Source organism: Streptomyces sp. NPDC012637 (assembly GCF_042954805.1).
Classification (GTDB): domain Bacteria; phylum Actinomycetota; class Actinomycetes; order Streptomycetales; family Streptomycetaceae; genus Streptomyces.
In genome coordinates this window covers 1,241,608-1,265,012 of sequence record NZ_JBIBDS010000001.1, presented here as the reverse complement: position 1 = coordinate 1,265,012, position 23,405 = coordinate 1,241,608, and the positions used below count along the sequence as shown (strand labels likewise).

The 23,405-nt window shown below is 72.5% G+C and carries 21 protein-coding genes; 15 read left to right on the top strand and 6 right to left on the bottom strand.

Going from position 1 to position 23,405, the window contains the following annotated elements; translation table 11 throughout:
* Nucleotides 1-61: 61 nt before the first annotated feature.
* Entirely contained in the window at nt 62-1,261 is a 1,200-nt protein-coding gene (locus ACFY8W_RS05765; protein WP_391100672.1) for a helix-turn-helix domain-containing protein, read from the bottom strand.
* Between the two features lie 179 nt (nt 1,262-1,440).
* Here ACFY8W_RS05765 and ACFY8W_RS05760 point away from each other — a divergent pair, with 179 nt between their 5' ends.
* From ACFY8W_RS05760 to ACFY8W_RS05710, 11 genes are all read left to right on the top strand, one after another.
* On the top strand, nt 1,441-2,259 hold the full coding sequence (locus tag ACFY8W_RS05760) for an ATP-binding cassette domain-containing protein (RefSeq protein ID WP_391100670.1): 819 nt from the start codon (nt 1,441-1,443) through the stop codon (nt 2,257-2,259).
* A complete protein-coding gene (locus ACFY8W_RS05755) occupies nt 2,256-3,236 on the top strand; it encodes an ATP-binding cassette domain-containing protein (protein WP_391100668.1) in 981 nt (326 codons plus the stop codon). Before ACFY8W_RS05760 ends, ACFY8W_RS05755 begins: the two co-directional genes overlap by 4 nt.
* The gene (locus tag ACFY8W_RS05750) at nt 3,233-4,123 is read left to right on the top strand and encodes a branched-chain amino acid ABC transporter permease (RefSeq protein WP_391100665.1); all 891 of its coding nucleotides are present in this window, start codon (nt 3,233-3,235) and stop codon (nt 4,121-4,123) included. The genes ACFY8W_RS05755 and ACFY8W_RS05750 overlap by 4 nt, the downstream gene beginning before the upstream one ends.
* The gene (locus tag ACFY8W_RS05745) at nt 4,116-5,219 is read left to right on the top strand and encodes a branched-chain amino acid ABC transporter permease (protein WP_391100663.1); all 1,104 of its coding nucleotides are present in this window, start codon (nt 4,116-4,118) and stop codon (nt 5,217-5,219) included. The genes ACFY8W_RS05750 and ACFY8W_RS05745 overlap by 8 nt, the downstream gene beginning before the upstream one ends.
* Entirely contained in the window at nt 5,216-6,490 is a 1,275-nt protein-coding gene (locus ACFY8W_RS05740) for an ABC transporter substrate-binding protein (protein WP_391100661.1), read from the top strand. Before ACFY8W_RS05745 ends, ACFY8W_RS05740 begins: the two co-directional genes overlap by 4 nt.
* A gap of 405 nt (nt 6,491-6,895) precedes the next feature.
* Nucleotides 6,896-7,240, top strand: coding sequence for a helix-turn-helix domain-containing protein (locus tag ACFY8W_RS05735; RefSeq protein WP_391100658.1), 345 nt, complete (start codon nt 6,896-6,898; stop codon nt 7,238-7,240).
* Nucleotides 7,241-7,243: 3 nt separating this feature from the next.
* Nucleotides 7,244-7,714, top strand: a complete 471-nt coding sequence (locus ACFY8W_RS05730) for a hypothetical protein (protein WP_391100656.1) — start codon at nt 7,244-7,246, stop codon at nt 7,712-7,714.
* On the top strand, nt 7,711-8,058 hold the full coding sequence (locus tag ACFY8W_RS05725; RefSeq protein WP_391100654.1) for a hypothetical protein: 348 nt from the start codon (nt 7,711-7,713) through the stop codon (nt 8,056-8,058). Before ACFY8W_RS05730 ends, ACFY8W_RS05725 begins: the two co-directional genes overlap by 4 nt.
* A 116-nt stretch (nt 8,059-8,174) precedes the next feature.
* Nucleotides 8,175-8,414: a hypothetical protein gene (locus ACFY8W_RS05720; RefSeq protein WP_391100652.1), complete on the top strand. Its 240-nt coding sequence runs from the start codon at nt 8,175-8,177 to the stop codon at nt 8,412-8,414.
* A 368-nt stretch (nt 8,415-8,782) separates the two neighbouring features.
* Nucleotides 8,783-8,941, top strand: coding sequence for a hypothetical protein (locus tag ACFY8W_RS05715; RefSeq protein WP_391100650.1), 159 nt, complete (start codon nt 8,783-8,785; stop codon nt 8,939-8,941).
* Nucleotides 8,942-8,986: 45 nt separating this feature from the next.
* Nucleotides 8,987-9,625, top strand: coding sequence for a DUF6328 family protein (locus tag ACFY8W_RS05710; protein ID WP_391100648.1), 639 nt, complete (start codon nt 8,987-8,989; stop codon nt 9,623-9,625).
* A gap of 210 nt (nt 9,626-9,835) precedes the next feature.
* On the opposite strand, the gene ACFY8W_RS05705 is transcribed toward ACFY8W_RS05710, so the two are convergent.
* Nucleotides 9,836-11,308 (bottom strand): aminotransferase class I/II-fold pyridoxal phosphate-dependent enzyme, encoded by a 1,473-nt coding sequence (locus tag ACFY8W_RS05705; RefSeq protein WP_391100645.1) that lies wholly within the window; start codon nt 11,306-11,308, stop codon nt 9,836-9,838.
* A 181-nt stretch (nt 11,309-11,489) separates the two neighbouring features.
* Here ACFY8W_RS05705 and ACFY8W_RS05700 point away from each other — a divergent pair, with 181 nt between their 5' ends.
* Both ACFY8W_RS05700 and ACFY8W_RS05695 read left to right on the top strand, forming a co-directional pair.
* Entirely contained in the window at nt 11,490-12,299 is an 810-nt protein-coding gene (locus ACFY8W_RS05700) for an SDR family oxidoreductase (RefSeq protein WP_391100643.1), read from the top strand.
* Nucleotides 12,300-12,910: 611 nt separating this feature from the next.
* Entirely contained in the window at nt 12,911-15,454 is a 2,544-nt protein-coding gene (locus ACFY8W_RS05695; RefSeq protein ID WP_391100641.1) for a discoidin domain-containing protein, read from the top strand.
* Nucleotides 15,455-15,571: 117 nt separating this feature from the next.
* Here ACFY8W_RS05695 and ACFY8W_RS05690 read toward each other — a convergent pair whose 3' ends face one another.
* Entirely contained in the window at nt 15,572-17,260 is a 1,689-nt protein-coding gene (locus tag ACFY8W_RS05690) for a DEAD/DEAH box helicase (RefSeq protein ID WP_391100639.1), read from the bottom strand.
* A 91-nt stretch (nt 17,261-17,351) separates the two neighbouring features.
* The gene (locus tag ACFY8W_RS05685; protein ID WP_015663066.1) at nt 17,352-17,555 is read right to left on the bottom strand and encodes a cold-shock protein; all 204 of its coding nucleotides are present in this window, start codon (nt 17,553-17,555) and stop codon (nt 17,352-17,354) included.
* 296 nt (nt 17,556-17,851) lie between these two features.
* Here ACFY8W_RS05685 and ACFY8W_RS05680 point away from each other — a divergent pair, with 296 nt between their 5' ends.
* The gene (locus ACFY8W_RS05680) at nt 17,852-18,574 is read left to right on the top strand and encodes a hypothetical protein (RefSeq protein WP_391100637.1); all 723 of its coding nucleotides are present in this window, start codon (nt 17,852-17,854) and stop codon (nt 18,572-18,574) included.
* Nucleotides 18,575-18,606: 32 nt separating this feature from the next.
* On the top strand, nt 18,607-19,245 hold the full coding sequence (locus tag ACFY8W_RS05675; protein WP_391100636.1) for a TetR family transcriptional regulator: 639 nt from the start codon (nt 18,607-18,609) through the stop codon (nt 19,243-19,245).
* Here ACFY8W_RS05675 and ACFY8W_RS05670 read toward each other — a convergent pair.
* Together ACFY8W_RS05670 and ACFY8W_RS05665 are read right to left on the bottom strand one after the other, a co-directional pair.
* Complete coding sequence (locus ACFY8W_RS05670; RefSeq protein WP_391100633.1) at nt 19,230-19,760, bottom strand: ATP-binding protein; 531 nt, start codon at nt 19,758-19,760, stop codon at nt 19,230-19,232. The genes ACFY8W_RS05675 and ACFY8W_RS05670 overlap by 16 nt on opposite strands.
* 183 nt (nt 19,761-19,943) lie before the next feature.
* Nucleotides 19,944-23,135 carry a TIM-barrel domain-containing protein gene (locus ACFY8W_RS05665; protein ID WP_391100631.1) on the bottom strand — a complete coding sequence of 1,064 codons (3,192 nt, stop codon included), beginning with the start codon at nt 23,133-23,135 and terminating at the stop codon, nt 19,944-19,946.
* Nucleotides 23,136-23,405: the final 270 nt, after the last annotated feature.

The window sequence follows — 23,405 nt, the reverse complement described above, 5'->3', positions numbered from 1 at the left end:
CACCGGTCCGACCGCACGCGCCGGCGGTCCGGGACGAGCAGCCCGCGCGGGTCCCGCTGCTTCAGCACGAGGCCTTCAGACGGAAGGCGTCCAGGGCCAGCGTCATCTCCGTGAGGTCCCTCGGCCGGGACAGGGACCGGGACGTCAGCTGCTCCAGGCGGCGCAGCCGGTTGAAGACCGTGTTGCGGTGGCAGTAGAGCCGAGCCGCCGCCCGGCCCGCCGAACCCTCGCACTCCAGCCAGACGTCCAGCGTCTCCAGCAGGATCGCGCGGTCGGCCGGGTCCAGTTCCAGCACGCTGCCCAGGACGTCCGTCACCAGAAGCCCGGCCAGCTCCGGTTGTCCGACCACCAGGGCGCCCGCCATCCGGCGGTCCAGCCGGACGAGCTGCCGTGAGTCCGGCGGGCTGGTCCGCAGGGCCAGCTCCGCGAGCCTGCGTGCCCGTCCCAGCTCCGCCAGCCCGGTCACCACCGGGCTGATCCCTCCGGGCCCCGGGCAGCGCCCGTCGAGCAGTTCGGACAGCGCGTCCAGACCGATGCCCTCCGCCAGCGACACCACCCCGATCTCGCAGTCCGCGCCCATCCGCCACAGGAACCGCGCACCCGCCCCCTGCACCCGCCGGTGGAAGGGCTCGGGGGCCTCCCGCCGGTCGTGCCGCAGCACCACCACCGCGTACCGGCCGTGCTCCGGCAGATCCAGGCCGGCCGCCGCCCGCGAGGTCACCTCGGGTGAACAACGGCCCTGCAGCAGGGCGTCGAGGAGGGCCTGGAGCTGCTCGTCGGTACGCCGCCGCAGCTCCCGTTCCGTCGCCCGGTACGCCTCCGACGCCGTGTCCGCCTGCGCGTCCACCGCCTGCCACACCATGGTCGCCGACTGGGTCAGCACCGCCAGCCTGGGCGGGAACGCCGCCGCGTCCTCGACCAGCGCCTCCCACACCAGGTGGCCGGCGTGCCGGTAGGCGTGCACCAGCAGCTCCAGCGGCATCCCCTGCTCGGCACGCCGCCGCCCCAGCTCGTCGGCGTGCTCCAGGTCCCGCCGCGGTGAATCCCGCGGTGCCGAGATCATCTCGATCCCGATCCGCAGCGCCTCGTGGGCCTCACGCCAGTGCTGGTCGTGCGGCACGATCTGGCCGTACGCCGGTTCGTACTCGTGCAGTTCTCTCAGGTGCTGGTCCACCAGCTCGGGCAGCCGCTCCAGAAGCGCCGTACACGCCTCGGCCAGCAGCTTCCAGTCATCGCCGGTCCGTGGTCTGCGCCGTCCCATGCCCGGAGGATGCCACCCCGCACCCCTTCCCGACAGGCCCCTGACACGCGGTGTTGTGCGCGTGCACAACACCTGCCGGGGCCCGCTGGTCACCGGCAGCGTTTCGGCCGCCGCACGTGGACGGGCGGCCACCGCGGTGCTGGGGTGAGCGCCACTGAACAGGCCACGGAAGGGGAACCATGGGAGGGACCGGACTCGCCCTCGAGGTCACGGACCTGTCGGCGGGATACGGGCCGGTACGCGCCCTGAGGCGGGTGTCGCTCACCGTGCCGGAGGGCGCCGTCGTCACCGTCCTCGGCGGCAACGGTGCGGGGAAGTCCACCCTGCTGAGGGCCGTCTCGCGCACGCTGTCGTTCCACGGCGGGGCCGTCACCTCCGGCACCGTCGCCTTCGGCGGGCGGCCGATCGGCGCGCTCGCGCCGGACCGGGTCGTCGCCGCCGGGATCTCCCAGGTGCCGGAGGGGCGGCAGGTCTTCGCCCGGATGACCGTGGAGGACAACCTGCGGGCGGGGGCGCTCGGCGCGCGGGGAGACCGGAGGGCGAAGGCGTCGGCCCTGCGACGGGTCCACGAACTCTTCCCCGTGCTCGCCGACCGGTCCCGCCAGCGCGCCGGACTGCTGTCCGGCGGTGAACAGCAGATGCTCGCCGTCGGACGCGCGCTGATGGCCTCGCCGAAACTCCTCCTCCTCGACGAGCCCTCGCTGGGCCTCGCCCCGCTCATGGCGGCCCGGATCGCCGACACGATCCGCGAGATCAACGCCCAGGGCACCGCCGTCCTCCTCGTCGAGCAGAACGCGGCGCTCGCGCTGCGGCTCGCCGACCGGGCGTACGTCCTGGAGGTCGGCGAGGTCTCCCTCTCCGGCCCGGCCGCCCGACTCGCCGCCTCCGACGAGGTACGGCGGCGCTATCTCGGCGTCTCCGACGAGACCGCGGACGCGGACGCGCCGGACGCCCCCGCAGCGCACCCTGTCCTCGCCCGCTGGGAGGAGATCCGATGAGCGAGCCCGGCCCGGGCGGTCCGGCGAAGCCGCCCGCCGCACCCCGCGAGGGCGCCGCGACGGACGCCCGGTCCTCGGCGACCTCCGCGGAAGCCCGGTCCTCGGCGACCTCCGCGGACGCCCCCGCGCCCGAGCGGCAGGCCGCACCTGCCTCCTCGGAGGCCCCCGTCTCGGAAAGGTCCGCCTCTTTGAAGGTTCCCGCCCCGGTCCCCGCCCTCGACGTACGCGACGTCACCGTCCGCTTCGCGGGGCTCACCGCGCTCGACGCGGTCTCGTTCACCGTCCGTCCCGGCACCGTGCACGCCGTCATCGGCCCCAACGGAGCCGGCAAGTCCACCTGCTTCAACGTGCTTTCCGGCGTCTACCGGGCGACCTCGGGAAGCGTCCGGCTCGGCCCGCACGAACTCACCACCCTTCCTCCGCACAAGATCGCCGGACTCGGCGTCGCCCGCATCTTCCAGAACCTCGCGCTCCCGCCCCGCGCCACCGTCGAGGACAGCCTGATGCTCGGCCGTCACCGGCTCACCCGTACCGGCTTCCTCGCCGCCGGGCTCCGGCTGCCCTCCGCCGCCCGCGAGGAAGCCCGCCACCGCGCACGCGTCCGCGAGATCGCCGCCTTCGTCGGCCTGGAGAACCAGCTCGCACAGCCCGCCGGATCCCTCCCCTACGGGCAGCAGAAGCTCGCCGAACTGGCCCGCGCCCTCTGCATGGAGCCGTCGCTGCTGCTCCTCGACGAGCCCGTCGCCGGGATGACCGCCGACGAGCGCCGCCGTACCGCCGCCGTCATCGCCGGCGTCCGCGACAGCCTCGGGATCTCCATCGTCCTCGTGGAGCACGACATGGGAGTGGTGATGCGGCTGGCCGACGCCGTCACCGTCCTCGACTTCGGCCGCCGGATCGCCGACGGCACTCCCGACGACGTCCAGAACGACCCCGCGGTCGTCCGCGCCTACCTCGGAGAGGAGACCTCCGGGTGACCACCTTCGTCGAACTCCTGCTCAACGGCGTCTCGCTGGGATCCGTCTACGCCCTCATCGCCCTCGGTTTCGTGGTGATCTTCCGCGCCACCGAGGTCGTCAACTTCGCCCACGCTTCCCTGCTCCTCGCGGGCGGCTACGTGACCGCCGTGCTCCACGAGAGCATCGGCTTCTGGCCCGCGCTGCTGGCCGGGATCGGCGGCGCGGCCCTCGTCGGCGCCGCCGTCGAGTTCCTCGTCATGCGCCGCTACCGCGGCTCCGACCAGAGCGTCCTCGCCATCGTCACCATCGGCGTCGACATCCTGCTGGCCACCGAACTGACCCGCCGCATCGGCACCGACATCCTCTCGCCCGGCGACCCGTGGGGCGACGCCGTCGTCACCATCGGCCCGGTCACCCTGGCCCAGACCCGCATCGCGGCCTTCCTCACCGCCGGACTGCTCATCACCGCCTTCCTGCTCGCCTTCCGCCACACCTCCTGGGGCGTCGCCATGCGCGCCGCGGCCGAGAACCAGGAGACCGCCGCCCTCATGGGCATCCGGCTCGGCCGGGTCTCGCTCGGCGCCTGGGCGGTGGCCGGCGGCCTCGCCGCCGTCGCCGCGCTCTTCCTCACCGTCTTCCCGACCCCGGGCCTGGAACGGACGACCTCCCTCGCCGCGATGAAGGCCTTCCCGGCCGCCATCCTCGGCGGTCTCGACTCCACCACCGGCGCCCTCGTCGGCGGCCTGCTGGTGGGGGTCACCGAGTCCCTCGCCACCGGCTACCAGGGCGATCTGACCTTCCTCGGCCGCGGCATCGGCGATCTCGCCCCGTACCTGGTGATGGTCGCGGTACTGCTCCTCCGCCCCGCCGGACTCCTCGGCACGAAGGAGCTGTCCCGTGTCTGACGCGCTTCCCCGCCGTGGAACGGCCGCCCTCGCCCGGCCCCGTGTGTACGGGTGGGCCGCCGCCGGGCTCGTACTCGTCGCCTTCCCCTTCTACCTGGACCGGTTCTGGCTCCAGGCCGGGCTGTTCGCCATGGCCGCCGCGATCGGCGCCATCGGCATCAACCTGCTGACCGGAGCCACCGGCCAGCTCTCGATGGGCCACGCCTTCTTCCTCGCCGTCGGCGCGTACGGCTACTGCGCCTTCGCCGGGGACGGGACGGACGGGCTCACCGGACTGGGCCTGCCCGGCTGGCTCGCCGCCGTCCTCGCCGTGGCCCTCGCGGGTGCGGCCGGCGGGGTGTTCAGCCCCATCGCCGGCCGGCTGCGGGGCGCCTACCTCGGCATCGCGACCCTCGCGCTGATCTTCATCGGACAGCACGTCCTGTTCAACGCCCACGACATCACCGGTGGCTTCAACGGCCGAGCCGTGCCCCCGCTCGACCTCTTCGGGCTCACCTTCGACGACAGCGAACTGCTGGTGGCCCAGGTCCCGTTCGGTTCCGCGGAGAAACTCTGGTATCTGGGTCTCCTCCTCCTGCTCGCGGGTGTCCTCTTCGCTCGCGGCGTCCTCCGCGGCCGCCCCGGCCGAGCCATGAACGCGATCCGGGACCACCGGATCGCCGCCGGTGTCATGGGCGTCCCCGTGGCCCGCTACCGCGCCGCCGTCTTCGTCCTGTCGTCCATGTACGCGGGACTGGCCGGGGTGCTGCTCGCGCTGGTGTTCCAGCGCACCGTGCCGGAGTACTTCGGCATGCTGCTCTCCCTCGAGTACCTGGCCATGATCGTCATCGGCGGTCTCGGTTCGGTCGCCGGAGCGGTGGTGGGCGGCGTGTTCGTCTCCCTGCTGCCGCAGCTCCTCAACCGGTACAGCGACGCGCTGCCCCTGGTCTCCGCCCCCGGGACGGGCGGGGTCGCACCGGGGGAGGCCTCCCGCTATCTCTACGGCGCCGCCGTCGTCGCGGTGGTGCTCTTCCTGCCCGGCGGCCTGGTCCGGCTCGCCGCCCGGCCACGCAGGCGAACCGCCCAACCCTCGCACTCCTCTGGGGAGGAACGATGACCCACCGACGCCAGGCCCCGAGAACGACGGCCGTCGCGCTCGCCGCCGCCCTCGTCGTGCTGACCGCCGTCGGCTGCAGCTCCAAGGCCAAGTCCACCGACGGGGCGGACACCGGAGCGGACGGGGTGAAGTCCGGCACGGGCGTCACCGGCAAGACCATCGCGGTCGGTGCGCTCACCGACATGACGGGCGTGTACGCCACGCTCGGCAAGAGCGTCACCCAGGCTCAGCAGCTGTACGTGAAGCAGGTCAACGCGGCCGGCGGGGTCTGCGGCCGACAGCTGGAGCTGACGGTCCGCGACCACGGCTACGACCCGCAGAAGGCGCTCTCCGCCTACACCGAGCTGGAGCCGAAGGTCGCCGGATACATGCAGTTCATCGGTTCTCCGTTCGTCGCCGCCGTGAAGCAGCGCGTCGACGGCCGGGACAAGGGACTGGTGCTGCCGCAGGCCTGGTCGGCCTCGTTGCTCGGCTCCCCGTACATCCGCGTCCTCGGCTCCACCTACGACGTCGAGACGATCAACGCCGTCGACTTCCTGCTGAAGGAGAAGGGACTGAAGGCGGGCGACAAGCTGGGCCACGTCTACTTCGAGGGCGACTACGGCGAGAACGCGCTGGCGGGGTCGAAGTTCGCGGCCGGAAAGGCCGGGCTGACGGTCGTGGAGCAGAAGATCAAGCCCACCGACAACGACATGTCGGCGCAGGTGGCGGCGTTGAAGCAGGCGGGCGTCAAGGCCGTCGTCATCAGCGCGGGCCCGCGGCAGGCCGCCTCGCTGGTCGGTGTCGCGGCGGCGGCGAAGTTCCTGGTGCCGGTCATCGGCAACAACTCGGCCTTCGCGCCCCAGCTGCTGGGCACCCAGGCCGGACCGGCGCTGGAGAAGATGTACTGGTTCGCCTCTCCGAGCCTCCCGATCGGCGCCGACACCCCGGCCGCGAAGAAGCTCGTCGCCGACTACCAGGCCGCGTACCCGAACGACAGCCTCGACAACGGCATCGTGGCCGGGTGGACGGCGGCCAGTGTCTACGGGGAGGCCCTGAAGAGGGCGTGCGACGCCAAGGACCTCACACGGGAGGGCATCGACAAGGCCCTGCTGACCCTGAACGCGTACGACGCCGGGTTCGGCACGCACGACTTCAGCGATCCGAAGGCGCCGTCCTCACGCGAGTCCGTCATCCTCCAGCCGGACAAGTCCGTCCCGGGCGGCATGCGGACCGTCCGTGAGCCGTTCGTCTCCGAGGCGGCGAAGGGCTTCACGCCCAAGGCCGGCTGAGCGCGCATCACCACGACGTCCGGCCCGCGCGGTGGGCCGGACGTCCACGTGTACGCCGGCACCGGCAGGCCCACCGGACCGGCTCGCCGGCATCCACGCGCCCTCCCGGTCCCAGGAGGACCCGTTTCGTCAGCGACGGCAGCGGCTCGAGGCAGATCCGCCTCCCAGGTCCTGGCGCAAGTGGGCCTGGCCGACCGGTGAGGTCGACGTACGCGGACCAGTCCGCGGAGAGCGGCTCGATGCGCGGGCTGGTGCCTTCGACGACGGTGAGCAGCTGAGAAGGATCAGCCCGCAGCGCTGACCTGCGCCGACGCCCGACGCCGAACTCCGGTGGTGGACATCATGCGTGACTGACCCTCAACTGAGCGTTGACATAGCAGGTCACACCCATACTAGAGTTTTGGCATGGCTAAGACTCCGCGCATGACGCTCCCGACACAGCTGGTGCTGCGGACCCTGCTGGAGACCCCCACGAAGGCCCGCTACGGCCTGGAACTCTCCAACGCCGCAGGCCTGCCCACCGGCACCATCCACCCGATCCTCGCCCGCCTGGAGAACACCGGCTGGCTCGAGTCCTTCTGGGAAGACCAGAGCGAGATCGAGAAGACCGACCCGCCCCGCCCGCGCCGCCGCTACTACCGCTTCTCGCCCGGCGGCGCCGAGTCCGCCCGCCTCGCCCTCGCCCAGGCGTACAACGGCGGCACCACCTCCGCGCGACTGCGTCCCGCCGCCGGCGGGCTGGGAGCGTGATCCATGCACGACGACGGCTTCAAGGACATCACTGGCGAGTCCTGGCAGGTGGACTCCGAAGACGCCCGGCTGATGGACGCGTACGTCGCACTACTCGATAGCGAAGAGCGGTACCGACTCGACAATGTGGACGCCTTCTCGAAGCGGCTGGTCGAGGAGATCAATTCCAAGGGAGTGTCCATCAAGGACAGCAAGACTCAGCTGTTCCTGAACGGGGCTCCCATCGAGTACACGGTGAAAGAACACACCGTGCCGCTTCTCGCGCCGCACCGATCGCGCACGGTCGGCTTGACCGCGTGCATGCTGCCCACGCGTGACCGCGAGCGCTGGGCGGAGGAGTGGGCGGGGGAGTGGCAGGACTTACGGGAACGGCCCTTCCTCACTCGCCTCGCGTTCCTCACCCGGCTTCTCGTTCGCACGGGGCCCGCCCTCGCCTGGGTGCTCCGCGTCCAGAAGCGCAGGGAGGCGGCATGAGCGCCCTTCTGGAGGTCGTCGAATTCGCCACAGAGAGCGGATCGTCAGCGGCGCTCGTCGTGGCGTACCCGTGGTGGAGGCGGCACGGCGACGGAGCGCGTGTGTCGGACCTGGCGGTGAAGACTCAGGACGAAGCACGTTCGGCGCCACCGGGCAGCCGCCGCATCTCGTTTGCCGCCCGGCTGACGGGAGACAGCGCCCGCTACGCCGAGGAATGGGCGGCAGAGTGGCACGACCTGCCCCGGCGTCCGCGTCGCATCCGGGCGATCTACCTGACCCGCATCTCGGCCCGCGCGATCCCGATCGGGGTGATCGCCAGGTCAAGGAAGCGTAGGAAGGCATGAGCACCTGCACCCCGCTCGGCCACCGAGCCCCACGAAGCAGTCCGCCGCTCCCCTCTCGGCCTAGGAACCGTGGGAGCGGCGGAACCACCCGGCACCACCACGAAGGAGAGCACCAGATGTCCCTGCAGGATCCCATGCCCGTCGCCGGACCGGAACCCGGGCCCGGCAGGCACCTCACGATCCCCCTCCGATACCCCTCCGGTACAGGCATCGCCCTGGCCGGCGGAATCACCGCCGGGATCACCTGGCAGTACGTCCCACCCGAGGGCACCTGGCCGCTCGCACTGCTCGGCGCCGTTGCCATGGTGTGCGACACCGTGATCATCGCCATGCGATCGCGGCGCCGTACGGCCTGACCCGGGGCCGCCGGGACAGCACCTCGGACAAGCGCCGGATCGTCCGTCACGACAGCTCTCGCAACGGCCGGGGCTCCGGGAGCCCAGGCGTCCCCGTGCCCTTTCCGGGCCCCGGTCGGCCACATGTGCGGCACTCCACGCGAGCGCGGTGTTCACCGAGGAATTTGAACAATTGTGAAGTTCTCGGCGGGAAAGGCGACTCTCCGCCGCTCCGGCGGGTAGTCGCGTGCGCGACCCTCCGGCCGCACGGCGAGGGCTCGCGCGAGACACCCGAGGACAACGAGGGCAGCGAGGACAGCTAGCGGCCGCGAGGGCGACGAGGGCCGTGAGGGCCACAAGGCCCGCGAGGGCACGAGGAGTTGACGGCGATGAACACGTGGATCGACACACCACCGGCCGACGGGGTCGTGACGCGCGACACGACCCTGTCCACCTGCCGCCCCGCCCGGGCCCCTTCCGGTGACGCCGCGGCGGACGAGCCTGACGGCGGCGATCCCGAGCGGAACATCATCCGCGGAGACGACTGACCGCGCACGCCCGCCGGGTCCCGCCCGCCGGAAGAGGAGGCCGCCATGACCGTCACGTCGAGCACCTCGGGGAAGACGCCCGCATCAGCAGGTCCTCCCGGCTCCGGCCGGTCGCCCGGGTCCGGCGGACGGCCCGCGCCCGAAGGCCCGGGAACGGCCGCCCGACCGGGCCGAAGAGCCGAGGCGGACGACCCCGTCGGCGGATTGGACGGGGTCGGGCCGCCGGAGACGGCTCGGGAGCGGGTCAACCGGCGGTGGGCGGAGATCCTCCAGGAGACGCGCGTCGCGCAGACCGGCGTGCAGATCCTCTTCGGCTTCCTGCTGAGCATCGCCTTCACCGCGCGCTTCGGCACCCTGTCGGCCTTCGACCGGGCCCTCTACGTCGTCACCGTGGTCCTGGCCGCGTCCTCGACGGCCGCCCTGATCGCCCCCGTGTCGATCCACCGGTGCCTGTGCGGACTGCGCATGAAGCGCGAGGTCGTCGAAGCCGCCGGCCGGATGATGACCTGCGGCATCGTGCTGCTCGCCCTGACCATCGCGTGCACCCTGCTGTTCCTCCTGCACGCCGTCCTGCCCTCACCGCTCGCCCAGGTGATCGTCGGCGCGGTCATGGTCTGGTTCGCCCTGTGCTGGTACGTCCTGCCCTTCAGGCTCCGCCGCAGGGCCGGGCGCCAGGCTCCCTGAGCGGCGAGCCACTCGCGTACGACCACGGGCCGCCCCCGGCGTACGACCGTGCACCATGACGCCGCCCCGCCCTGGTCTTCACACCGCGGAGGCGGGACAGCGGCCGGCGGGGCAGCCGACGTCCCTACGGCGCCTCCGCGACGGGCGCGCCCGTACGCGTGTCACGAGCGACGCCACGGAAAGCGCGTACGTAGGGCGCCGTGCGGCCGCTCAGGAGCTCTGGTCGCGGGCCACCACCCGGAACGTCGCCAGGGAGGGGTCGGCGGCGTCGGGGAGCAGCAGGCCGTGCGCGACGCCGCTGCGCAGGTACTCCACGACCTCGGCGTTGATCACCTCGCCGGGCGTCACGGCCGGCACCCCCGGCGGGTACGGACTGATCGTCTCCGCCGAGATGCGGCCGACCACGTCCTTCGCCGCCACGTGCTCCGCCTCCCCGAAGAACGCCTCGCGCGGCAGCCGGGCCTGTTCCAGCTCGAGGCCGGAGGGCTCCGGCAGCCGGACCGCCGGCCGGGGCTCCAGCTCGCCGGCCCGTTCGACGAGCGCCTGCAGCGCGTCCACCAGCACCTTCTCGGTGGTGTCGTCGTCCGCGTGCGTGAGGGCGGCGTTGATCCGGCAGGTGTCGGAACCGCCCACGTCGACGCGGCACTCGTCCCGCAGCCACTCGGCCGCCTGCATCCCGCTGATGCCGAGGCCCCGCACGTCGATCACGATCTTGAGCGGGTCGAGGTCGGCCGCGAGGCCGGCCTCCAGCACCTCCTTGCCCATCGGCACCAGACCCGGCAGCCCCGCCACCGCCTCGCGGACCCGGGCCGCCCGGCGCAGGGCACCGTCGAGCAGCTCCCGGCCGTGCTCGGCCATCTGCCGCCGCCAGCCGTCGAGCGACGCGTACACCAGCGAGGAGGCGCTCGTGGTGCCGAGCAGGTCCTCGCGCTGCTTGAGGACCTCCGGCGACACCCGGTCGTACTGGAGGTGGAAGACCGAGCTCTGCTCGATCGCGCCGCCCATCTTGTGGACGCTGGTCACCACCAGGTCCGCGCCCGCGTCGATGCCCCAGGCCGGCAGGTCGGGGTGGAACGGCAGGTGGGCGCCCCAGGCCTCGTCGACGATCAGCGGCACACCGGCCTCGTGACACACGTCGGCCACGCCCTTCACATCGGCGCAGGTGCCCCAGTCCGTGGGCGTGATCAGCAGCATGCCCTTCGCGTCCGGGTGCTCCCGCAGCTTCGCGCGTACGTCGTCGGGCTCCGGGGGATGGGCCAGATGCCGGTCCGCGTCGAACTTCGGGTGCACCCAGATCGGCTCGACCCCGTTCACGACCACGGCCGCGATCACGGACTTGTGCGCGTTCCTGGACAGCAGCAGCTTCTCACCCGGGCCCGCGACGGCCAGCATCGCCGTCTTCACCGACAGCGAGCTCCCGCACGTCGAGAAGAACGCCCGCTCCGCGCCGACCGCGTCGGCCATGAGTTCCTGAGCCTGGTCCAGCACGCCCTGCGACTCCCGCCGGTCGTCGAGACCGTTGAGCAGCAGCACGTCCGAGCGGAAGACGTCGTAGCCCAGGACGTCGCCGACCCGGGGATCGGTGCCCCGGCCCTGCTTGTGCCCCGGCGGTCCGAAGACGACGTCCCCACGCCGCCGGAAGTCCTCCAGCGCTTCGAGCACCGGTGCGCGCGAGTGGTCCATGGCTGCTCCGTCTCGTCGTGGTCATGCGAAAGGCGCCACACGGGGCGTGTCGCGCGTGTGCCCCGCGCACCCGTGGTGAAACGAACCCGGCGCCGGAGCCCGCCGGCGCGCATGCGTCGCGCTTCCGTGGGCAGACGCGGTCGGGTGCGGCGTCCGGGAATGCGCCGAGGAGGGTGCTGTCATGAACAGTCCGTCGAGCTTCCACCCTCGGACCGCCGTCGTCACGGGCGCCGATTCCGGGATCGGGCGCGCCACGGCCGTCCGTCTCGCCGCGTCCGGCACGGACGTCGGCATCACCTGGCACCGGGACCTGCGCGGCGCGGAGGAGACCGCGGCCGAGGTACGCGGCCTGGGACGCGAGGCGTACGTCGAACCCATGGACCTCACGCTGCTGCCGGACGCCGCCGAGGCCGTCGACGTGCTCGCCGACCGGCTCGGCGGTGTCGACGTCCTGGTGAACAACGCCGGCACCGGAACGTCGACGCCCTTCCTCGACCTGGACCACGAGACGGTCCGGCGGATCCTCGACGTGGACCTCGTCGGCCCGCTGCTGTGCGCGCAGCGCGCGGCCCGGCGCATGATCGGCCAGGGCCACGGCGGCCGGATCGTCAACGTCACGTCGGTCCACGAGCACCAGCCGAGGGTCGGGACGGCGCCCTACTGTGCGGCGAAGGGCGGACTCGGGCTCCTGACCCAGGTGATGGCCCTGGAGCTGGCACCCCACGGCATCACCGTCAACGCGGTCGCCCCTGGTGAGATCGCCACGCCGATGACGGGTCAGGAGGACCGCGACGTCACCACGGCGCCCCGTCCGGGCATCCCGCTCGGGCGCCCGGGCGACGCCCGCGAGGTGGCCGCGGTCATCGCCTTCCTGGCCGGCCCGGACGCCTCGTACGTCACCGGCGCCTCCTGGGCCGTCGACGGCGGGATGCTGCGCATGGGCCCGATGGCGGGCTCCCATCTGCCGGACGACACCTGGCGAGCGGTCTGACCGCACGCGGGACGGTCCGACGGCACGGCGGACGAACTGACCGCATGCGGGACGGTCCGACGGCGCGCGTGCGGCGCCGCGTGCCGCACGGGGAGACCGGAAGCCGGGCGGCGGCTGCCGCCCGGCTTCCGGTCGTCGCCTGACCGACGGCCCGCTCGCCCTCCCGGCGCTCGTCCTTGGGGACGCGGCCCCGCCTCGTGCGACGCGGACCCGAGCGGCGCCGGCCCTCGTCCTCTCGGAAGACCTCGTCGTCCTGCCCGTTCGCCCGCGGGTCCGGAGTGCGCGACCGCTCGGCGTTCCCGCGCAGCCGGGCCCGCGCATGTCGCACTTCCTGCTCCCTCGCTCCCGTACGGCGCTCACTGCCCGTTCCGTTCCGTCCGACGGCCTGCGCCCGCCCTCCCGGAGCGCGTTCGGCCGAGGGGCCTCGTCACGGGCTGCGCGGGCTCACGCTCGGCGGGCGGACGGTGGACCGGCCGCCGGATCCGGCGGAGCGGACGGTTCCGCGTGCGGTGCGGACGGAATCTGGTCAACTCGCCTTTTCCGTAGTCGAGTTGGGCCCTTTCGTCCTATCTTCTATGGGCCCGCGGTTCACGGTCGCCCAGGAGGTCCGCTTGCAGTCCAGACGCATCCGCGCCATAGCCGCATCATTCCGACGCTCCCCGCTGCTCATCGCCCTCGCCCTCGGCTCCCTTCTCGTCGGGCTCACCCCCTGGCTGGGAGTGGCGAGCACGGGGCCGGGCGGCCGCGGCCCGACGCCCCCGGTGCCCTTCACCCAGCAGACCGCCCAGCAGTCGCCGCACCACGGCGTCGCCCCCGCGAACGCCATGGAGCCGACGGCGCCCTTGCTCGACCGGACCGGATGGACGGCCACGGCGAGCGACGAGGAGACCCTCAGGGAGAACGGCCGCGCGGCCAACGTCCTCGACGGCAACACGGCCACCATCTGGCACAGCCGGTGGTCCGGCACCCCCGCGCCGCTGCCGCACAGCATCACCCTCGACATGCACCGCACGACGGTGGTCTCGGCGCTCGTCTACCAGCCCCGCACCGACAAGGCCAACGGGCGCGTCGGTGAGTACAGCATCAGCGTCAGCGTCGACGGCCGGACCTGGGGAAGCCCGGTGGCCACCGGCACCCTCGCGGACGACGCCAGTGCCAAGACCCTGGGATTCGCCCCGCAGGGCGCGCGGTTCGTCCGGCTCACCGCCCTCACCGAGGCCGGCAACCGCGGCCCCTGGACCTCTGCCGCGGAGCTCAACCTGCTCGGCGACCCCGGAACCCCGGCGGCCACCGTCGACCTGGCGCGGACCGGATGGACCGCCGCGGCCAGTGACGAGGAGACCGTCAAGGAGAACGGCCGCGCGGCCAACGTCCTCGACGGGGACGGCGCCACCATCTGGCACAGCCGGTGGTCCGGGACCCCGGCCCCGCTGCCGCACAGCATCACCATCGACATGCACCGCACGGCGGCCGTCTCGGCCCTGGTCTACCAGCCCCGCAAGGACAGCCCCAACGGGCGCGTCGGCGCGTACACCGTCACCACCAGTACCGACGGCACGACCTTCGGCACACCGGTCTCCTCGGGCACCTGGCGCGACGACGACACCGTCAAGACCGCCACGTTCATACGCCCCGGCAACGCCCGCTACATACGCCTGACCGTGACGAGCGAGGCGGGCAACCGCGGGCCGTGGACCTCCGCCGCCGAGATACGCCTGAGCGGGCCGGCCGACCCGGCCGCACACGGCTCCTGGAGCCGGATAACCGGCTTCCCCCTGGTGCCGGTCGCGACCGCCGTCCTGCCGGGCGACAAGCTCCTGGCCTGGTCGGCGTACGCGGTCGACCGCTACGGCGGCAGCAACGGCTACACCCAGACCGCCATCCTGGACCTGAAGACGGGCAGGGTCACCCAGCGCCGCATCGACAACACCGGCCACGACATGTTCTGCCCGGGCATAGCGATGCTCGCCGACGGCCGGGTCCTGGTCACCGGCGGCAGCAACGCGGAGAAGGCGAGCATCTACGACCCGGCAACCGACAGCTGGTCCGCGACCACCAGCATGAACATCGCCCGGGGCTACCAGTCCATGACCCTGCTCTCCACCGGCGAGGCCTTCGTCCTCGGCGGATCCTGGAGCGGCGCCACGGGCGACAAGGCCGGCGAGGTCTGGTCCCCGGACACCCGCACCTGGCGCAGGCTCTCCGGCGTCCCCGCCGCCCCGGCCCTGACAGCCGACCCGGCCGGCGCATACCGGGCCGACAACCACATGTGGCTGTACGCCACTTCGGGCGGCAAGGTGCTCCAGCTGGGCCCGAGCAAGCAGATGAACTGGATCACGACCGGAGGGAACGGCAGCATCACCTCCGCCGGCACCCGGGCCGACAGCCAGGACGCCATGACCGGCAACGCCGTCGCCTACGACATCGGCAAGCTGCTCACCCTGGGCGGCTCGCCCGCGTACGAGAAGACGCCCGCCACCCGGCGCGCGTACACGGTGAGCGTCGACGGCGACCAGGTCCGGGCGGTGCGCACGGGCGACATGGGCTACGCCCGTTCCTTCGGTAACAGCGTCGTCCTGCCCGACGGCAAGGTCGCCGTGTTCGGCGGCCAGGCGTACCCGGTGCCCTTCAGCGACGCCACGTCCGTACTGACCCCCGAGCTGTGGGACCCGGCGACCGGACGCTTCACGCCGCTCGCCACCATGGCCATCCCGCGCAACTACCACAGCCTGGCCAACCTGTTGCCCGACGGGCGGATCTTCTCCGGCGGCGGCGGCCTGTGCGGTGACTGCGCCACCAACCACGCCGACGGGGCCGTGTTCACCCCGCCGTACCTGCTCAACGCCGACGGCTCGCCCAAGCCGCGTCCCGTCATCACCGGCGGCGTACCGCCCAGGGCCGCCGCCGGCACCTCGCTCACCGTCGCCACCGAGGGAGCGGTGGCCTCCTTCGTCCTGATGCGGGCCGCGGCCGCGACCCACTCCACGGACAACGACCAGCGGCGGGTCCCGCTGACATCCACCGCCGCGGGGAACGGCACGTACACGGTGTCCCTGCCGGCCGACAAGGGCGTGGTCCTGCCGGGCACCTACATGCTCTTCGCCCTGGACGCCCAGGGGGTGCCGAGCACCGCCCGGTTCATCACCGTCTCCTGAGGTAGGAGCGCGTCAGGGGCCGTTTCGGAGAGATCCGGAACGGCCCCGTGCGCTTGCGCCAGTGGCTCGCCGCCTACGGAGCCGGGACCCGTACGGAGCCCGGGGCCCGTGGGGGAGTCAGCGGCTCTTGCGTGCGGCGCCGCTGCGGCCGCGCCTGCTCCCGGTACCGGCCGCGGTCGCGGTCGTGCGGGCGCCGGCCTCGTCCGAGGCGGGCTTGCGGCCGGAGCCGCGGCCGTCCGCCGTCGTGGGGCGGCCCGTCCGCGCCCGCGAACCCGCTGTGCGGTCGGCGGACCTGCCGTCGCGGGCGGCGGCGGAGTCCGCCGCTGCTCCCTCGCCGCCGCCGTTACGGCGTCGGCGGGGCCGCTGGTCCGGCTCGGACGCGTCCTGCCGGCGCCGACCGGGCCGCTGGTCCGTCTCCGGCGCGGCCTTGCCGCGCCGGCGAGGCCGCCGGCCCGGCTCCGACGCGTTCGCCCGGCTGGGACGGGACGCCTTCGGTGCCGTGGGCGCGGGGACCTCCAGGGTGACGGCCACGCCGGAGGGCTCGCGGGCACCGGTGAGGTCGGCCAGCCGCGGGTCGCTCGACGTCATGCGGGTGGTGCGGGCCCGGATGCCCGCGTGCGACATGGTCCGGTCGACCTCACGCTTCTGGTCGGGCAGCACGAGCGTGACGACGCTGCCGGACGTGCCGGCGCGGGCCGTCCGCCCGCCCCGGTGCAGATAGTCCTTGTGGTCGGCGGGAGGATCGACGTTCACGACGAGGTCGAGGTCGTCCACGTGGATGCCGCGGGCCGCGACGTTGGTCGCCACCAGCGCCGTCACCTGGCCGTTCTTGAACTGCTCCAGGGTGCGGGTCCGCTGGGCCTGGGAGCGGCCGCCGTGCAGCGCGGCGGCCAGGACACCGGAGCTCAGCAGCCGCTTGGCGAGGCGGTCGGCGGAGCGCTTGGTGTCGAGGAAGAGGATCACCCGGCCGTCCCGCGCGGCGATGCGCGTCGTGACGGCCTTCTTGTCGGTCTCGTCGAGGACGTGGAACACGTGGTGTTCCATCGTGCTCACGGTCGCGGCGGACGGGTCCACGGAGTGCACGACGGGATCGGACAGGAACTGCTGGACCAGGCGGTCGATGTTGCCGTCCAGGGTGGCCGAGAAGAGCAGCCGCTGACCGTCGGGCCGCACCTGCCGCATCAGCTTGGTGATCTGGGGCAGGAAGCCCAGGTCGGTCATCTGGTCGGCCTCGTCGAGCACGGTGATGCGCACCTGGTCCAGCACGCAGTCGCCGCGTTCCACGAGGTCGTTGAGCCGGCCGGGCGTGGCCACGAGGACCTCGGCGCCGCGCCGGAGGGAATTGGCCTGCTTGGTGACGGACAGGCCGCCGACCACGGTGGCGATCCGGAGGTTCACGGCCGTCGCGTACGGGGCCAGTGCGTCCGTCACCTGCTGGGCCAGCTCACGGGTGGGTACGAGGACGAGCGCGAGCGGAGCCTTGGACTCGGCTCGCCGCCCCGCCGTGCGCGCCAGCAGCGCGAGGCCGAACGCGAGCGTCTTGCCCGATCCCGTACGCCCCCGGCCGAGCAGGTCGCGACCCGCGAGCGAGTTCGGCAGCGTGGCGGCCTGGATGGGGAACGGAGCGGTCACGCCCTGTGCGGTGAGCGTGTTCAGCAGTCCCGTGGGCATGTCGAGGTCGCCGAACTCCTCGACCGGGGGAAGCGCGGGGGTCGTGCTCTGCGGCAGCCGGAACTCCTTCGGCGCAGCTGCGGCGGGTGCGGGCGACGGCGTACGCCGGTTCGGCTTCTGGCCCCTTCGGGACATGCGGATATCTGACCTTCCTGGAAACAGCGCAAAACCGGGGTCCGCACCCAACAGAAGTGCGGACCCCGGCAGACGGAATCGTGTCCGGCAATCAGGCGGGGACGATGTTCTCCGCCTGCGGGCCCTTCTGGCCCTGCGTGACGTCGAAGGAGACGCGCTGGCCCTCGTGGAGCTCACGGAAGCCCTGCGTCGCGATGTTCGAGTAGTGGGCGAAGACGTCGGGGCCGCCGCCGTCCTGCTCGATGAAGCCGAAACCCTTTTCGGCGTTGAACCACTTCACGGTTCCCTGTGCCATGACTTTCTCCTTCTGTAGGCAGAGGCCCCATCCGGAGATGCCGGAAAACAAACAATGCGCCTGGAGGAAAGCATTTCCCGTCAGGCGCACATAGGTTCATGGGTACCACAACTGCAACACTTGAACCGTAACACACTCCCCTCGCCCGGCGGGAGCGGGGAGCGGAGCCGAACCGCCGCGGCCCCCGCGCGCACGGCGTGGCTCCCGGTGGCGCACGACGTCCCACCGCACCCTGGCTACGTGCTCGGCGGCCGTGCGGCGCGACCGAGCCCGCCACAGGAGGGCCTCAGGTGCACATGGCATCCCATGGGACGGAAACGGACGGTCGTGGCACCGGGCTCACGGTGACCGCCGCCGCGTTCGCCTTCGTCGTGCTGCGGCTGTTCGCCGTGTCCGCCTACGACTGGCACACGGCCTTCGCCGTCCTCCACACCCTCGACCTCGACGACACGATCGGCCTCGTCATCGGCACCGTCATGGCCGACTCCCTCGCGTCGGTCCTGATCCTCACGCTCCTCCTGCCCATCGCCGCCCTCCGGCTGATCGAAGACCTCCGCGCGGCGCGGGAGGCCGGGATCCGCGTGCCGGCCGAGGAGCAGCGGCCCGAGCGGTCCGACATGACCGGCGCACTCCTGATGCTCGTCGCGGTCGTGGCCGTCGCCGCGTACGTCGGCACCTACGCCAGCTGGTGGGTGCTGCCCCTGGTGTTCGCGGTGAGCGCGCTGGTCCTCGGGATCGGGTACGGCGTCCGGGCGGGCGGACGGCTCAGGCGCGGGGCCCTGTGGGCCAGTCGGCACCTGCTGGCGCTGGTCGGTCTGGCGATGCTGCTCGGAGCCGCGACGATCACCACCCCCTGGGTGCCGCTGGAACGGATCGGCCTGCGCGGCGGAGCTGAGCTGCGGGGATACGTCATGCAGGCCGAACCGGGCTTCCTCAAGGTGCTCACCGACCACGACCGGGACTTCCTCATCCTCGCCGACCGGGAGGTCACGTCGCGGGAGGAGATCGCGGCGCACTGAGGCCGCGGGGCTTCCGTGGTTAGAGTGCCCGCGTGAGTACACGCGGGTCCCGGGGGCCTTACGCCAAGACCGCCGAGAGGCGACAGAAGATCCTCGACGCCGCCCTGGCGGCCTATGCCGAAGCCGGCAGCCGAGGGGTGTCGGTGCGGGACATCGCCCAGCGGGTGGGGATGACCGACGCGGGCGTGCTGCACCACTTCGGCAGCCGCGAGGCGCTGCTCACCGCGGTCGTCGAGGCGCGCGACACCGCCGCCCTCGCGGCCTACACGCCGGAGACCGTGCTGTGGCGGACCGAGCTGGTGGCCCAGAACGCCGCCACGCCCGGGCTGGTCAAGCTGTTCCTGGACATCGCTGCCGCGGCCGCGGACCCGGACCATCCCGGGCACGGGTTCTTCACCGAGCGCTACCGGGGGCTGCGGCAGCAGATCGCGGCCCTGCTCCTGGCAGGTCCGCCCGCGGCGATGGAGGACGCCGGCCCGGAGTCCGCGTGCGACGCGGACTGGGCCGCCCGGATCCTGCTGGCCGCGACGGACGGCCTGCAGCTCCAGTGGCTGCTGGAGCCGTCCATCGATATGGCGGGCGACATCGGCCGGCTGCGTGACGTGCTGCTCGAGGCCCTGCGCGGCGACGGCGGTGCCGGGCGGGAAGCCGGTCCTCAGCCGGAGGAGTAGCCGGCGCAGGAGTCGCCGGCGGCGGGGTGGTCGGCGCCCGGCGTGAGCGTCACGGCCACGCGCGTGCCGTGCGCCGTGCGGACGACCGCGCAGTCCGCGGCGTAGGCCCGTACCAGGTCGAGGCCGCGGCCGCAGCACGCGTCGGCGCCGTCGCCCGGCAGGCGGCTGCGCCGGGGGCGCCACCGGCCGCGGTCGTGGACCTGGACCGTGACCGTCCGGTCGGTGGCCGTGAGGAGCACGGCGACGTCGGGGCTGCCGCTGTGCCGGACCACGTTGGCGACGAGTTCGGTGACCACGACGCCCAGGGCCTCGTCGGCGCGGTCGTCCAGGTTCCACCGGCGCGCCGTGTCCCGGGCGAAGCGCCGGAGCGAAGGGACCGCCTCGACGGTCGCGGCCATGACGGACAGGGCCCGCCGGGTGCCGTGGAGGCCCGGGGCGGGCTGGTGGGGGATGGCGTTCGGGGAGACGCCGGGTGAGGTGGTCCGCACGGCTGCGGGGAAGGCGGGGATGGACATGTGGGGGCTCCTTGCGCCTGTGGGGAGGGGGCGCGGTCGGCGGCTCGAAGCCGTCCGTTAAGCCACGGTAAGTCCCAAAACTTTGGATGTCTAGGTTTTTGCGTGACCGCGCCTCCGGCCGTGGAGTTCGACGACCGGAGGCGCGGGCGGGGGTGTGACGGGATCAGTGCTGGTGGAACCGGGTCAGGGGCTGGGGGTCCAGCGCTGGGCCGCGGAGGTGGCGGTGCAGGTGGCGAGGGTCAGTTTCGTGCCGTTGACCGTGCCTGCTCCGGCCGGAGCCAGGCAGCGACCGCCGTTGGTGACGCTCGACTGGGCGCCGAGCTGCCACTTCTGGCCGGCCGAGCCGTTGCAGGGCTGGACGGCGACCGTGGCGCCGGAGCCGTCGAGGCAGACGCCGTCCTTGCCGGTGAGGGCGCCGGCGGCGGTGAAGGTCCAGCGCTGGTTGGTGCCGCCGTGGCAGGTGTAGAGGGTGGGTTCGGTCCCCGCGGTCGTGGCGCCGTACGGCAGGTCGACGCACGTCCCGGAGGCCGCGTTGACCAGGGTGGCGTTCGCCGGGAGCGGCGTGACCCGGCCCGTCGCCGAGATCTCCGCGGCACTGGTCCACGGGCCCCGGTTCCCCGCCTCCGACAAGGCCTTCAGTCGCAGGTAGCGGCCGGTCTTCGGGGCGAACGCGGCCTTCTTCTCGGTGGCGGTGTCCGCCCACGTGCCGGTGGCGACCGGGCTGCCCCAACTCGCCGTCGTGTCGGACACGTACACCTCGTACGACCCGATCCGGCCGTTGCTCCCGCCGTCCTGGCGCGGCAGGTAGGAGACGCTGTCGACGTCGTGGCGCGCGCCGAGGTCGATCTGTATCTCGTGGGGGAGCGCGGCGGCCTGGCCGCCGGAGTAGGCGGTGTGCCACATGGTCGACGCGCTGCCGTCGACGGCGTTGGCGGCGGCGCCGTTCTCGGCCGAGGTCTCCTGGCTGTCGGCGTACTGGACCTTCCAGGACGCCTTCGGGATCGGCGTGCCGGCGGTCGGGACCGCCGTGGCCGGGAGCAGCGTCAGGCCGCTCGCCGTGACCGTGAAGGCCGCGGACTTCGAGCCCGTCTTGATCCAGAGCGTGCCGGAGCGGTCGGCGGCGTCGAAGTACCAGCCGGTGCTCGCGGAGTCGTACGCGCCCTTCGAGCTCAGGGCGGGGAGGGCGGAGCCTTCGACCGTGACGGCCGAGGGGGCGGCGGCCGCGTGGACGGTGAACTCGTAGCCGCGCGAGGCCGGCTTGCCGGCGTACGTGCCCGTGCTCGCGCCGACGGAGAGGGTCACGTCGCCGGTGCCGGAGGCCGGGGCGGTGACGTCGACCTTCTGCTCGGCGTAGGCGCCGTTCTGGTACTGGCGGGTGATGCCGTCGTCCTCGTACAGCGTGAACGTGGACGAGCCGCGCGGGTACACGTCGTAGGTGAGCTTGTCGACGGGCTTCTCGCCGGTGTGGTTCATCTGCGGCCACATCGGCACGATGCCGCCGCCCTTGACGAACATGGGGAGGCGGTCGAGCGGGGCGTCGTAGCCGTTCAGCCAGCCCGGGCCGCTGTACGTCTTCCCGGTCCAGTAGTCGGTCCAGGTGCCGGCCGGCAGGTAGATGCCGTCGCGGGTCGTCGTGTCCGTCACGACCGGTGCCACCAGGAGCGAGTCACCGGACATGAACTGGCCACTGGTCTGGTTGCCGCGCGCGACCGGGTCGTCCGGGTACTCCAGGACCATGGCGCGGACGGTCGGCGTCCCGGTCTCGGCGGCGACGCGGCTCGCCGAGTACAGGTACGGCATCAGCCGCATCTTGAGCTTGAGGTACTTGCGGTTGACGGAGAGGTACGGGTCCGGGAACCGCCAGGGCTGCTTGTCCTGGTAACCGGCCTCCGGGTTGGTGGCGCCCCAGCCGGACATCGTCATGAAGGCGGGCGTGAGCGCCTTCCACTGCAGGTCGCGGACGTAGGTCTTGGGGCTGCCCTGGAAGATGCCGTCGACGTCGCCGGCCGCGTAGTTGAACCCGGACAGGCCCGCGCCCGTGATGGCGGGGACGTGCCAGCGCATGGCGTCCCAGGTGCCCGGCGTGTCGCCGGTCCACACGATCGCGTTGCGCTGGGTGCCGGCCCAGCCGTCGACGGTCCAGACGTAGCGGCGGGCGTCGGAGTTCTTCTCGATGCCGTCCACGGCCTGCTGGACGCCGTCGAAGGCGTACTTGTAGCCGGACCCGATCCAGGCGACGTCGGTCTTCACACCCCGGCTGCCGGCGGTGCCGACCTCCTGGCCGATGTTCGCGAGGCCGGTCGACGTCCACAGACCGGTCTGGAAGCCCTTCGCCTTCAGACCGTCGACCGTGGCCTTCAGATCGCTGTAGCCGCAGCCGTAGCCGTCGTTGGGCAGGAACCAGCCGGACGGCATGTCGGCGGCGCGGGCGTCGGCCGCGTACCCGAGGACGTCCTTCGTGGTCTGGTGCCGGAGGCGGTCGTGGTCACCGGTGTAGTCGGGGTTGGAGGCGTTCCAGCAGTCGGCGTTGCCGAGCTCGAAGCCCCACATCGGCGCCAGGAACGGCTTTCCGCTCACGTCGGTGTACGCGTCGAGGACGCCCTTCGGCGAGTCGCCGACGAAGTACCAGGCGTCGAACCGGCTCTCGTTGTGCGTGAAGGTGCCGGGCGCGCCGAAGGAGTAGCTGCCGGGCGCCCAGGTGTTGCGCATCACGCCGTAGCCGTTGGTCGACATGTAGAAGGGCGCCGGGCTCGCGTTGGTGTTCTCCTTCCACGTGTTCGCGACCGAGACCGGCACCGTCTTGCCGCGCAGCGCCCACTCGCCGAGGCGCAGGCCCGTTCCGTAGAACTGCTCGTCCGCGCCCTGCGTCAGGTACTGGCTGGTCTGCGTGCCCGTCCAGGACATGGGCTGGGACTCGGCCCAGACGAGCGTGCTGTTGTCGGCACGGTAGACGGAGAAGCGCAGCGGGGACTTCTCGACCCGGACGTTCAGGGCCGGCGTGGTGATGCGGTAGTACGTGCCGGCGTCGGTGACGCTCGTCGTCACCGGGCCGAAGTCGGTGGTGGTGGCGAGGGCGTTGCCCGCCGGGTCGTCGGTGAAGGTGCCGTTGGGCGAGAGCCAGATGCGGAAGATGTCCTGGCGGGCGATCACCACCCTGGCCTTCGCCGCCGTCGACGTGCTGATCGTGACGGTGTTCCCGGACTGGCTGACCCCGGTGGCGTTGCCGGCGGTCGCCGCCGCCGCGGGGGACACGGGTCCGGCGACCGAGAAGACGGCCGCCACCATCGCCGCGACCAGCACCAGGACGGCCGGGCGTCCGCCGCGGGCCCGGCCTCCTCCCCACGGGCGCGGGGGACGTACGGAGTTCTCTTGCATCACAGCCGCCTTTCGGGCCATGCGGCCGCCGCCGTCCGCGGCGCCGCCGACAACACGTGCTGACGCGACATGCTCGACAGTCCCGCCGAATGACGTCAAGTGCTCACGCGATCCTTGTTCCAATCAGAAACGCGCACGATCGCGCAGCTCTCGATAGACAGCGCTTTCGCGGTCACAAGTGCATAACTCAGCCGGTCCCGGCGATGACACGTCGGCGCCGTGATGCTCAGACTTGAGCAAATCTCGGCGACCTGCTCACGTGTGAGCAGA